Here is a 12676-nt window from a genome sequence, read left to right on the forward strand (position 1 = left end):
GCACTCAAGGCGCTGTTACGATCTGGGCATGCGCAGCTTCGGCAGCTCTGCTTTTGTTGATGGCGGTATTGATTGACTATTCGAGAATCTCTTCCTTCCGCCACAAGCTTGAAGGCTTGGCGCAGACCGGCGTCCGCTCCGTCTTATCCGCTTACGATGAGGCGCTCTACGAGCGATACGGATTGTTCGGCCGCGGAGGCACCGACGGCGGAGCGCTGCTGGCCGAAGCGGTGCAGCTTGGTCTCGCAACCGGCTCGGGGCGTAATGCTCCCGGCGATTCCATCCGGTTGCAATGGCTTGATATGGAGGTTTCCGAAAGCTCGTTGCAGCCTGCGGCTTTTCTGGGAGACCGCCGCATCTTCGGCCGTCAGATCATGCAGGAGATGAAATACAAAGCCCCTATCGATCTGACGCTGGAGCTGATCGATAAGTTCCGTCCGCTCTCCGAAGCGATGGGTCAAACGGCTGCCGCCGTGGATAAGCTGGGAAGTCTCGAGCAGGCATTCGACAGGAGGCAGCAAGCGCTTGAGAACATGCTGCTGAAGCAGCAGCAAACGGCAGCGAATCATGCAAGCCGAAGCGGCTATGGCGTTTTGATCGGAACGGGAGGCTCGAATGGAGCGGAAGCATCTGAGCTCCATTCGATATCTGCCGAATATCCTCTTTATTTGGAATGGATTTCTCTGGATGAAGCGGCAGCCCGAGCATGGCAGGAGGCGGCTGCTGGCCTTCCGTCGCCCAGTCCGGGCGCAACGCCGATTCCTTTGCCGCCGCCATATTCCCATTCGTCCGAAATTGCGAGCTACGAAAGCAGAGCCGCGGCAGTGTCCGCGAAGCTTCAGCTGGCTGCGGATGCAGCTGGAAGCCATGATTCCGTTCTGGATGAAGCTTTAGGACAGCTTGGAGCAGCCAGGAGGGCGGAGCTTGAGATGAAAGCCGTGCTGGATGGGCGCAATGGGGCCGGGAATTCATCCTACCGGCTGCCAGCCGGCAGCTCTGCTGCCGCCGGCTCCGTTCCTGGAACGGTGTCCGTGCTGGATGGCGCATCGGATATGCTGCTTGGAGAGAACTGGTTTTCCCAAGCGGAAAAAAACGTTCTGGAGCAGCGCGACAATTTCCGCAGCCTTTCTTCATCTGCTCAAGCTGCGGCAATCGGACTTCGTCGGGCATTGGAGGAGCGTTCGGTGTCATGGGCAAGCCGTTTGTCCATTCATGAGCAAGAGCTGTACCGCCAATGGAGATCTTATGAGGAGAAATGGATCGCGCCAGGCGTTATGCTGGCCGAACAGGCCAGGAGCATCGGCAATGCGGACAGCCGAAAAGAAGAGCGGAAAGCTGAAAAGAAGAAAGCCGCTTCACTCTGGAGGGAAGCAGAGCAGCTGCTGAATGCAGTGGAAGGATTGAAGGGAACCGAGGAGGACTTGGAAGCTTTCCGCCATGCAGACAGCTTGTTCAAGGCCAGCATGGACTTCAATCGGCTGCAGGAAGAGGGAGACGGCACTGACGAGGCCGGCAACGGAAAGGCCGGCGGGGACAAATCATCGTTTGAAGGAGTCTTTGGCAGCGGCGGAGCCGATGAAGCCGTAATAGGCTCGCAAAAGCTGGCTGGAGGCGTATTCTCCGGCATGGGGGCTTTGCTGTCCCAAGGCGGGGAGCGGCTGTTCACGGCGCAGTATGCAGCCCAGCGGTTCAGCTTTGCGGACCCGCGCATGCTCGACAGCCTGATTTCGGGCTTGAGCGGACCCGCCGGAGAACCCCGGCGGCAAGACGGGGAAGGAGTTCGGCAAGATCCGGCTTTGACGGCTATGACATCGCTGGAAAACCAGGAAATGGAATACATCCTATATGGCTTCAGCCACCCATCTGGAAATCTTGGAGCCGCATACGGCGAGCTGTTTGCTTTCCGCCTGGCAGTCCGGACCATGGAGGGATTGATCGAGAGTCGCGCAGCCGGACATCCGCTGCTGGTGCTGGCGATGGCTGCGGTTTATGGATTGAGAGAAGCAATCGGGGATGTGAGAGCGATTCTTGCAACCGGCCAGGCTCCTATATCCAAATATGTTCCGGCAGAGCTGTCCTATTTGGATTACTTGAGGCTGTTTTTTTTGCTGCATGGTTCCGAAGATTCCCGTCTCAGCCGGATGATAGCGATCATCGAGCTCAACACGGGGACGAATCTGGCTTCCGTGCCGACAGGCGCGACGGTGGAGGTGCAGGCTTCCATGCGGCTGTGGTTCCTGACGGGAGCAGCGAGGCTGCTTGGCAGAGGCGGCCCTGAACATGGAGATGGAGGACGGTATGAATGGTCTACTCGAGCAGGCTGGTCCTACTGAAACCCTTCAGGAGATTTCGTTGTTCGGCTCCTTGGCGGCAGCCCGCTTCTCCTCGCATTCCCTTGGAAAGGGGGAGCAAGTCTCCACGAATGAATGGAGCCGCACGAGCCGAAGAAGGCTCCATCCTTTTGGAAGCCGCGCTTGTCATGCCCGTCCTGCTGCTGTTCCTGGTGTTGCTGGCCGCATTCGTTCAATTTTCGGCAGCAGAGACTGCGCTTCAGGCAGCCGCGGATCGGGCGGCTCGACAGACGGCGGCGCATATCCGACCGGCGATGCTGCTGCTTCAGCAGGAAGGAAGCAAGCTCCCGGAATCGGCTCCGAAAGACTCTATAGATGCGGGCTATGAGTCTACGTCCGAGTCGGTCCGGAAAGTGGATTCCCCGTCGCGGCCGCAGCTTCCCGACTGGAGGCAGGCGGCTGCCGAGGCAGCGGCATATTTGCCGGATCCGGCAGGAGAGCTTGCCTCAGCCGTGCTCCAGGGAGACTGGAAGGCGCTCGCCGATATGGCCGCTGAGCCTGTCGGCCTTGCAGTGTTCGAGCCTTTTTTGCGCAAGGCTGCGGAGGATACGCCGCTGGAGCCTTCGAGAATCTCGCTGGCAAGCCTCTCTCTTCCGGATCTCGAAGGGGGAGAGAGCGGCTTTCTGAAGCTGGAGGCCGAGTATGAGTTTCCGATCAGAGTTCCTTTTTTGGGCAAAAAAATCATCCTGCATCGAACGGCGGCCGAGAGGGTATGGATACCGGACCCGCTTCCATCCCAAGGCGGAGCCGGTGTTCCCGATTCCTCCTCGACAGTCCAAATAACAGAGCTTTATCCGATTCCGGCTAGGCCCGGACGCAAAGCCACTCTTGAAGCGGTCGCCTCTCCCGGAGCTCAGGTCACGCTGGAAGTCCGCTACAAAAGCGGCAACAGCGTATCCAAACACGTGGGCACGCAGATGGCGGATGCCTCGGGACATGTGGAATGGACCTGGCTCGTATCCGGCAATACGACTCCCGGACAATGGGAAGTCGTGGTCACGACTTCGGACGGCGCCTCGGCATCCATGCCCTTCATAGTCCAGAAAAAGGGATGAATAAGACATGAAAAGGCCTGAAAAAGGCAAAAAAAAGGCGTGAAAAAGGCTTTGGCTGATTCGGCCTTCGCAGATTTGAGGAGGGGAAATTCAAATGGAAGCATGGAATCTATGGGGATGTTTCCTGCTGGTAGGCATCGCTTTCCGCACGGATATCCGGAGCATGAGAATTCCGAACTGGCTGCCGTTGACATTCGCTCCGGCCGGCTTTCTTCTGCATGCGCTCGATTCCGGGATGGAAGGTTTGCTGCATGCGGCTGTGGGAATGGCTGCGGGATTTCTACCCCTCTTAGCCCTATACGCATGTGGAGGAATCGGTGCCGGCGACGTCAAGCTTTTCGGCGCGGCAGGCGCATGGCTGGGCTGGCTGGCGGTTACGGAGCTGATGCTGTATTCCTTTTTGTACGGAGGCCTCGGAGGGGCAGCGTTCCTGATAGCGAGGAGAATCTCCAGAATTCGAAAAGCAGCGGCCGGTACGCAGGCTTTGTCCGGCGAAGCCGCCGTCCTAGCGTGGACGGCAGGCCAATCTCCCCATTCTCGTTCAAGCCAAACACCGGAGGATAACAATGGCAAAGACGGGCTGCCGAGTCCCGTACTTGCCCCAGCTGAACCAGCCGACGGAGGAGAGGCAACGTCGCCGGTCCGCTTTCCCTTCATGCTGGCCGTCCTCCCCGGCTTGATGACATTATGGCTATCTTGATTCGAAGGAGGGTTTGAGCATGGGACCGCTTCAGGCGGATTTTGAATGGAACCGGGAGCATGAAATGCTTCTTGCCACGGAAGGAGGCATTCTTCGGGAAGAGTTGGATGAAGTTGAGCTGGCTATGCTGGAGAGCAGCATCCCGCCGGGCCTGCTTCCTGTCGAATGGCAAATGTGGAATGGACAAGTCCGCTTCCGCTACAAGCTTGGCGGCAAAAAAATGCTGAAGCACAAGCTGACTGAAGGAGCTGGAGATGCCGCCCAATTCTACAGCCTGATGCTGGCGGTCGCTTCCATTTGCGAGGAGTGCCGCCCTTATATGCTCAAGCCGGAAAACCTGGTGCTGGATGAGAGCTGTATTTTCGTGGGCGACAGCTGGGACGATATCGGACTGGTCTATCTGCCGCTCGTTTCTCTCCCCCAATCGGCTCCTCCCCTGCGCATCCGCTTTCTGGCGCTGGCAGCCCGCGCCTCGGCAGCCGTTCAGCCCGATGGACGGCTCGCTGCGCTGATGCAGGCGATAGGAGATGACAATGTGCCGATGACTGATCTCAGATCCCTGCTGCTGGATGCAGCCTCCTTTGATGAAGAAGCTTGCGCATCCGTGCCAACCAGCGGCGAGGCTTCCTTGCGCACCGGGGCGGATGGGGAAGAGCGCTTTCCAATTAGTCACGACCGAATAGGACGGCAAGGTTTTGCCGGATGGAGCGGCACAGCGGTAAGAGAGCCGCTGAGGTGGGGGGATGAGAAGGTCTCGGATCTGAGACAAAGATCAGACCGAAATGATTTGTTTTCCGGGCAGCGTGACGGAGGTGAGGCAGCTTTTGTTCACAGTCCCGATGCGCGGCCAGGCAAGCGGAAAGGCTCTGCAGAGGCTGATGAAGCCTCCAGCTTGTCAAAAGCGGATTCGTCGCGGTTCAAAGGACAAAGCAAACCGAATAAAGGAATCGTCACTCTCGCTGTTGTCGCAGCTGCAGCTTTGCCCTGGAAGGTTATTTACATGCCGGATCCCGGCAATCGTTCTCTCTTCCTTTGCTGCGGAGCGGCTGCTGTCGCTGCTGGCGTTCTTATCTGGCTCTGGGGTAGGGGCGGAGGCATAGGTGTGGAACGGATGGAGGAAGCGGAAGCGGAAGCCGGTCTGCTTTTCGTGCCGGATTCAGGGAAGCTGGGATCTGGCCGGCGCTGGATGCCATCATTATCCGAGATTCATTCCCATAATTCACTCAAAGAGCCATCCGACACCCCATTCAACAGGCCGTCCAACAACCCATCCAACAGGCCGTCCAATAACCCATCCGACAAGCCATCCGACAAACCATCCGACAAGCCATCCGACAAGCCATCCGGCGAGCCATTAGACATTACAATCAAGCCATTCGAAATTTCATCCAAGCCAAAATTTCGCGAGCAGGCTGTCGGCAGCAGGCTGGAATCGCTTTCCCCTGCACATGACATCCAAGCGAGGTTTTCTTCCGATGGGGTTCATGGCGGCGATGGGACAAGCCATCCCCTTGATGAAGTTTCGCCCGATGCGCCGCCTGCGGACAAAACCGTATGGCTGGGCGCCAGCGGCGGAACGGTTGCGAAGAAGGGCAATTCATCTCCTCATATGCTGCTCCGGTCCAAGGATGGAAGCTCCGAAATGCTTGAGCTCAGCGAGTCGCGGAATCAGATCGGGCGTGCGGAAGGAAGAGTAGCCGTAGTGGATCGCTCTCACGGGGTCTCAAGAATTCATTTGGAGCTGGAGGCAGGTCCATCCGGATGCTTGGCCAAGGATCTCGGCTCCCGCAACGGATCACTTCTTAACGGAAGGCCGATGGTCCCCTATAAAAGCTACAAGCTGGAGAACGGGGATGTTCTCCAGCTTGCGGGGGTCAATGGTTATTCCTATGAATATGCAGCTCCTCGTTAAAGGAGTTCTTCCATAGCGGCTTCTAGCGTCGGATATCGGAACGAGAAGCCGGCTTCGAGAGCTTTGACGGGAATGACGCGCTGTCCTTCGAGAAGCAGCGCCGACTGCTCCCCGAGAGCCAGCTTGATCAGAGGAGCCGGCACAGGAAACCAGTAAGGCCGTTTCATGGCGGCAGCGGCGATTTTAAAGAAGGCTTCGTTGCGAACCGGCTCCGGGGCCGATGCGTTGACGGGGCCTTCAATCGTTGCCGTCTCCAGAATGAACACGATCATTCGGACGATGTCTTCGAGATGGATCCACGAAATCCATTGCTTGCCGCTGCCGAGAGGGCCTCCTGCGAATAATCGGACGGGCAGGAGCATTTTGGGCAGGATGCCTCCGTCTCGGTCCAGAACGATGCCTGTTCGGAGATACACGGTTCGCTCCGCAGGAATGGAAGCTGCCGCGTGCTCCCATTTCTGCACGACGGAAGAAAGGAAATCCATGGAGCGTACCCGGCTCTGCTCGGTAAACGTCTCCTCGCTGGAGTTGCCGTAAGCATTGACTCCGGATGAGTTGATGAGTACGGCAGGTTTGGCGGGAAGGCTGCCGAGTATCCTTGCCAGCCTGCTGGCCGTTTCCAGCCTGGAGTTCAAGATCCGTTGTTTTCCCGAGGCTGTCCATCGCTGGCTGATGGAGGAGCCGGCTAGATTCACGACGGCATCGACGCCCTCCAGCAGGGAGGGATTGTTCTCCGCTTCATCCCAAGCCACAGAAGAAAAGCTTCCTGCCGGAATGGTTCCGGTGGAAGCCTTCCCCTTGGGGGATCGGGTCAATATCCATCCTGAATGGCCTCGTTCAGTCAGCGCCTTCGTCAACGCCTGTCCGATAAATCCGCTTCCTCCCGCAATAGCAATCTTCATCGCGCGCACCAGGCCGCCTCTCCGTCAAGAAGATTTTTGAATGGATGTGATCCAGCGCTGCTGGACTTTGCCGCTGCTGTCCGTATCGAGTTCTTTTACAATATAAGTGAAGTCCACTTTCTCGCCGGTCTCGATATCCTGGAGCGTCTTGATCTGATCCGTGGCGGCTTGGAAGACGACCGTGTCCGTATCTGTCGTGATCTCGACGGAATGACCGTCGGCAAGACCGTTATAGGTACCGGAACCTTTTTGCTCCTGGGACTGGGTCGTTGGATCGTCCTTGGGCATGCTGCCGTCCTTGTCCGGAGATGGAGTTGCCTCGGCAACGGGATCGCCGACGGAATCAGGCGACACACCTTGCGAGGAGTCCACGACTCCGCCATTGTTGGCTGCGCTTGCATTTGCCGGAGCATCGCTTTTCGCGCCGCAGCCCGATGCGAGCATGAGCATCGACATCAAGGCAAGGCTTGCCGGAGCGAGGCTCAGCGAGCGGGCTCCCTTTTGGCGTTTTTGAATCGGGTTCATGTTGAAGCACCTCCGTTGGGTTCGTTCAAGTAGTTCCCATTACCCCGGAGCAGTCGGAACCAAACGGTCAACGATTGAGCAGATGCGTGTAGGCCGAATAGTCGATGCCCTGCTTGTTCAAGAACGTGACCAGGCTCCTGTAATCCCGCTTCGGAGTGGCGCGGATATAGCCTTCAATGCAGTGGCTGCGGGTTACTTCGCTGGCTCCGCTCTCTACCGCGACCTGGCCGATCTGGGCGGCGATGGAATGTTTCGCTATATCGCGGAAAGGTCCCGGCACCGGAGCGACGAGCTCGTCCAGCAGCGCCTTGGAATCGTCCGTCCACAGGCTGCGGCTGCGGTCGACCCAGTAATTCTGCCAGTCCAGCTTCGACTTGCCGTCTTTTTTGGGAAGAACCTTAAGGAACTTGCGGAACATGAAGAAGCCGCCGATCGACATGGCTCCAATCATGACGAATGCCCAAAACACAATCATGTACATAAACCAATCCGGAGCATTTTTCATCGTAGTGATGTCACCTCATCCAAATTATAGCCTATTCCTAGATTTATTTCGACGCACCCTGTAAAATAAGACTGATTATACGAGCTGAACGGTTCCAGCTGCAATTAAGGGCAAGCGATCGTTCGGCGATGACAAGAATGACTTCATTCCTGCAGGAATGATTTCACGCAAGACAAATGCTTATAAAGGGGAGCTCAAGCATGTTGAAAATCGGATCCCATGTGTCGTTCAGCGACAAGGGGCTCGTCACGGCTGCACAGGAAGCCATCTCTTACGGCTCCAGCTCGTTCATGATTTATACCGGCGCGCCTCAGAACACCCGGCGCAAGCCGATCGATTCGCTATATATCGAAGAGGGCAGGGCTCTCATGGAGAGCGCCGGCATCGGCGAGATCGTCGTTCACGCTCCATACATCATCAATCTCGGCTCCTACAAGCCGGATACGTTCGAGCTGGCGGTCCGCTTCCTCCAGGAGGAAATCCGCCGCACGCATGCCATCGGCGTACGCAACATCGTTCTGCACCCCGGCGCCTACACGGACAAGGATGCCGAGTTCGGCATCAACCGTATCGCGGAAGGTCTGAACGAAGTTCTTTCCGGAGTCGAGGAGACCGACGTGAACATCGCACTGGAAACAATGGCGGGCAAAGGGACGGAAATCGGCCGCTCCTTCGAGGAAATTGCCCAGATCATGGACAAGGTATCGGCCAACAATCGCCTTACCGTGTGCATGGATACCTGCCATATGAATGACGCCGGCTACGATCTTGCCGGCGATCTGGACGGCGTTCTCGAGCAGTTCGATCGGATCGTAGGCCTAGACAAGGTCGCTGTCGTCCATGTCAACGATACGAAAAATCCGGTCGGTTCCGGCAAGGACCGCCATACCCCGATCGGCTCGGGCTGGCTCGGCTACGACGCGATCCAAGCGATCGTCCATCACGAGGCGCTCGCGGGAAGGCCTTTCATTCTCGAAACGCCGTGGATCGGCAAGGATGCCAAGAAGCAGCGTCCGATGTACGACGCCGAGATCGCCCTGCTTCGCGGAGACGGCATGGAGCGCTTTGGAGAGCGGTTCTTCGACCAGCTGGAGCGCCTGCATCATTTCCTCGGCAAGCAGGAGATCGACCGCCGCACGTACGTGCTCTCGGTGTGGGAGACGCTCAAGGGCGACGCCAAGGCACGCAAGGCGGATCCTCGCGAGCCGCTGGAGCGCCTCTACGATCTGGCCCGCGAAGGCGGCGAATTTGCCGATCTGACCGAAGAAGAGCTGAACAAGCTGATAACGTTCTGGTTCGCCGGCAAACAGGTTCTCGTCAACGCTTGATCGACGGACATCATCGCCAGCATCCCGTTTCCAAAATTCCAAAAAAGAATGATGAAAGCGGGCTGGCTGCGAAGCATCAAAATCACAAAGAGCCATCAGGCAGGAGAGAAGCCTTTCCTGCCTGATTTTGCAGCCGGCTGCTTTAGTGCTGGAGTGCATCGCATCAGCGAATATCCGGCCGAAGCACGCTGTGAATCGTCAGCATTATACACACGGAAGGAAGAATTCTCTCATGCCATTGCCAACCAACTCTTCTGTCGACGCCCCGTCCAAATCCGGACGCGCGCGCATGCTTATTTCCTGTCCGGACCGGCCGGGCATCGTCTCCGCGGTATCCCAGTTTCTGTACGAGCACGGAGCGAATATCGTCCAATCCGACCAATATACGATGAATCCGGAGGGAGGCATGTTCTTCATCCGCTTTGAATTCGACCTGAGCGACATGGACGCCCAGCTTCCGGTTCTGCAGGAGGATTTCGCCCGGGTTGCAGACCGCTTCGAAATGAAGTGGCATACCTTCAGGGCAAGCCGCAAGAAAAGGCTGGCGGTATTTGTCTCGAAGGAAGACCATTGCCTGCTTGAGCTTCTCTGGCAGTGGCAGGCGGGCGACCTCGATGTCGATATCGCCATGGTCATCAGCAATCATCCCGACATGCAGCCGCTCGTTGAATCGTTCGGCATTCCGTACCATCACGTTCCGGTCACGGCGGAGACGAAAGCCGAGGCGGAGCGCAAGCAGCTGGAAATCATCGGCCGCAATGCGGATCTCATCGTGCTCGCCCGTTATATGCAGATCGTATCGCCTAAAGTGATCGAGCAGTTCCCGAACCGAATCATCAACATCCACCATTCGTTCCTGCCCGCTTTCGTCGGAGGCAAGCCCTATGCGCAAGCCTACGACCGCGGCGTCAAAATCATCGGGGCGACGGCCCACTATGTGACCGAAGAGCTGGACGGAGGACCGATCATCGAACAGGACGTGCAGCGCGTCAGCCATCGGGACGACGTGCCGAGCCTGAAGCGGATCGGCCGCACGATCGAGCGGGTCGTGCTGGCGCGGGCCGTGAAGTGGCATGCCGAGGACAGGATTCTCGTCCATCAGAACAAAACCGTCGTCTTTCACGGTTGATTCTCTCCGCCGTTTCATGAAACCTTCATCCGGCTAAAAGCATGGAGCAGATGGAAATGATACAAGCTGAGTGGTACAATATTTCACATCCGCGGGGCTTGAGCTCCGATAAGATGTTCAACAGGCAAGACCAGGAGAAACGCACCGTCCGATATTAGGAGGAGAAAAAATATGGCTACAACCCAACAAACCATCGACCATCTATCCGTTACGACGATTCGCACGCTCTCGATCGATGCGGTCGAGAAAGCCAACTCCGGCCATCCCGGCATGCCGATGGGCGCCGCACCGATGGGCTACCAGCTGTTCGCCAAAGCGATGAACCACAACCCGGCGAATCCGACCTGGATCAACCGGGACCGCTTTGTCCTGTCCGCAGGCCACGGCTCGATGCTGCTGTACAGCCTTCTTCACCTGTCGGGATACGACCTGTCGATCGACGACCTGAAGAACTTCCGCCAGTGGGGCTCCAAAACGCCGGGCCATCCGGAATACGGCCATACGGCAGGCGTCGACGCCACGACCGGACCTCTCGGCCAGGGCATCGGCATGGCTGTCGGCATGGCAATGGCGGAAGCGCAGCTCGGCGCCACATACAACAAGGACGGCCTCGACATCGTGAACCACTTCACGTACGCGATCTGCGGCGACGGCGACCTTTCCGAGGGCATTTCCAACGAAGCGGCGTCCATGGCGGGCCATCTGCAGCTCGGCAAGCTGATCATGCTGTATGATTCCAACAACATCTCGCTGGACGGAGAGCTGAGCCTTTCCTTCTCCGAAAACGTCCAGCAGCGCTTCGAGGGCTACGGCTGGCAGGTGCTGCGCGTCGAAGACGGCAACGATCTGGATGCGCTGGCCGAGGCCATCGCGAAGGGACAAGCCGAGCTGCGCAAGCCGACCCTGATCGAGGTCAAGACGATGATCGGCTACGGCAGCCCGAACAAGGGCGGCAAAGGCGGCCACGGCGGCACCCACGGCTCCCCGCTCGGAGCGGAAGAAACCGTTCTGACCAAGAAATTCTACGAGTGGGCATCCGAAGAGCCGTTCTTCGTACCGGATGAAGTCCGCGCCCATTTCGCCGAAGTGAAGCAAAAAGGCGAGCAGGCCAACGCGGCCTGGAACGAGCTGTTCGCCAAGTACAAAACGGCTCATCCGGATCTCGCCGCTCAATTCGAGCGCGCCATCGCAGGCGAGCTGCCTGAAGGATGGGACAAGGATCTTCCGGCCTACTCCACCTCGGACAAAGCCGTATCGACTCGCGTCGCTTCCGGCAACGCGCTGAACGGCCTGGCCAAAAACGTTCCGAACCTGCTGGGCGGCTCTGCCGACCTGGAAAGCTCCACGATGACGCATTTGAAGGATCTGCCGGTCTTCCATGCCGACAACTACGCAGGCCGCAACATCTATTACGGCATCCGCGAGTTCGGCATGGCTGCGGCGATGAACGGAATGGCGCTGCATCACGGCCTCAAAGTATTCGGCGGCACGTTCTTCGTCTTCACCGATTACTTGCGCCCGGCTGTCCGCCTCGCCGCCATCATGAGCCTGCCGGTCACGTATGTGCTTACTCATGACAGCATCGCGGTCGGCGAAGACGGCCCTACCCATGAGCCGATCGAGCAGCTGGCGTCCATCCGCGTCATTCCTAATCTGACGGTGCTCCGTCCGGCGGACGGCAACGAGACTTCCGCAGCTTGGGCCTACACGGTCGAGAATACGAAGAACCCTGTCGCTCTCGTCCTGACCCGTCAGAACCTGCCGATTCTGGAAGGCTCTGCGGAAAAAGCCCGCGAAGGCATCAAAAAAGGCGCGTACGTCATCTCCGACGCGGCCGACGGCAAGCCTCAGGTACAGCTTATCGCCACCGGCTCCGAGGTTCAGCTTGCAGTAGCCGCCCAGAAGGCGCTTGCCGAAGAGGGCATCCAGGCTCGCGTCGTCAGCATGCCGAGCTGGGATCTGTTCGACAAGCAGGACAAGGCTTACCGCGATTCCGTCATTTTGCCGGAAGTCAAAGCCCGCCTGGCCATCGAGATGGCGCATCCGTTCGGCTGGGAGCGTTATGTCGGCGACGGCGGCGCCGTGCTCGGCATCAACACCTTCGGCGCATCCGCTCCTGGCGACCGCGTCATCAAGGAATACGGCTTCACGGTCGAGAACGTCGTGAGCAAGGTCAAAGAGCTTCTGTAAACCGATCTACGATTCTTGCCGGCGAGCCGTCAAGAAATCGGTCAGCCGCGGCAGGCATTTTGCCTTCCGCGGCTTTTTG

The 12676-nt window shown here is 58.1% G+C and carries 10 protein-coding genes; 7 read left to right on the forward strand and 3 right to left on the reverse strand.

Going from position 1 to position 12676, the window contains the following annotated elements:
• Positions 1–59: 59 nt before the first annotated feature.
• The 4 genes from PHU01S_RS12775 (at position 60) to PHU01S_RS12790 (ending at position 6018) form a co-directional block, all read left to right on the forward strand.
• Positions 60–2333 carry a hypothetical protein gene (locus PHU01S_RS12775; RefSeq protein ID WP_218032447.1) on the forward strand — a complete coding sequence of 758 codons (2274 nt, stop codon included), beginning with the start codon at positions 60–62 and terminating at the stop codon, positions 2331–2333.
• Positions 2334–2422: 89 nt separating this feature from the next.
• Positions 2423–3406: a TadE/TadG family type IV pilus assembly protein gene (locus PHU01S_RS12780; RefSeq protein WP_048747089.1), complete on the forward strand. Its 984-nt coding sequence runs from the start codon at positions 2423–2425 to the stop codon at positions 3404–3406.
• Between the two features lie 94 nt (positions 3407–3500).
• A complete protein-coding gene (locus PHU01S_RS12785) occupies positions 3501–4106 on the forward strand; it encodes an A24 family peptidase (RefSeq protein WP_127507886.1) in 606 nt (201 codons plus the stop codon).
• A 19-nt stretch (positions 4107–4125) separates the two neighbouring features.
• Positions 4126–6018, forward strand: a complete 1893-nt coding sequence (locus PHU01S_RS12790; protein WP_127507888.1) for a DUF6382 domain-containing protein — start codon at positions 4126–4128, stop codon at positions 6016–6018.
• Here the strand turns inward: PHU01S_RS12790 and PHU01S_RS12795 are convergent.
• The 3 genes from PHU01S_RS12795 to PHU01S_RS12805 form a co-directional block, all read right to left on the reverse strand.
• On the reverse strand, positions 6015–6920 hold the full coding sequence (locus PHU01S_RS12795) for a TIGR01777 family oxidoreductase (protein WP_049869347.1): 906 nt from the start codon (positions 6918–6920) through the stop codon (positions 6015–6017). The genes PHU01S_RS12790 and PHU01S_RS12795 overlap by 4 nt on opposite strands.
• A 24-nt stretch (positions 6921–6944) precedes the next feature.
• The gene (locus tag PHU01S_RS12800) at positions 6945–7445 is read right to left on the reverse strand and encodes a LytA/YqiH family protein (protein ID WP_048747087.1); all 501 of its coding nucleotides are present in this window, start codon (positions 7443–7445) and stop codon (positions 6945–6947) included.
• A gap of 67 nt (positions 7446–7512) precedes the next feature.
• Positions 7513–7950: a DUF2621 domain-containing protein gene (locus PHU01S_RS12805; RefSeq protein WP_048747085.1), complete on the reverse strand. Its 438-nt coding sequence runs from the start codon at positions 7948–7950 to the stop codon at positions 7513–7515.
• 200 nt (positions 7951–8150) lie between these two features.
• On the opposite strand from PHU01S_RS12805, the gene PHU01S_RS12810 reads away from it, so the two are divergent.
• The 3 genes from PHU01S_RS12810 (at position 8151) to tkt (ending at position 12597) form a co-directional block, all read left to right on the forward strand.
• Positions 8151–9278, forward strand: a complete 1128-nt coding sequence (locus PHU01S_RS12810) for a deoxyribonuclease IV (RefSeq protein WP_048747083.1) — start codon at positions 8151–8153, stop codon at positions 9276–9278.
• A gap of 232 nt (positions 9279–9510) precedes the next feature.
• Complete coding sequence (purU, locus tag PHU01S_RS12815) at positions 9511–10407, forward strand: formyltetrahydrofolate deformylase (protein ID WP_048747081.1); 897 nt, start codon at positions 9511–9513, stop codon at positions 10405–10407.
• A gap of 171 nt (positions 10408–10578) precedes the next feature.
• Positions 10579–12597: a transketolase gene (tkt, locus tag PHU01S_RS12820; RefSeq protein ID WP_049869349.1), complete on the forward strand. Its 2019-nt coding sequence runs from the start codon at positions 10579–10581 to the stop codon at positions 12595–12597.
• The last annotated feature ends 79 nt before the right edge of the window (positions 12598–12676 follow it).

This window comes from Paenibacillus humicus NBRC 102415, from assembly GCF_004000905.1.
Taxonomy (GTDB): Bacteria; Bacillota; Bacilli; order Paenibacillales; family Paenibacillaceae; genus Paenibacillus_O; species Paenibacillus_O humicus.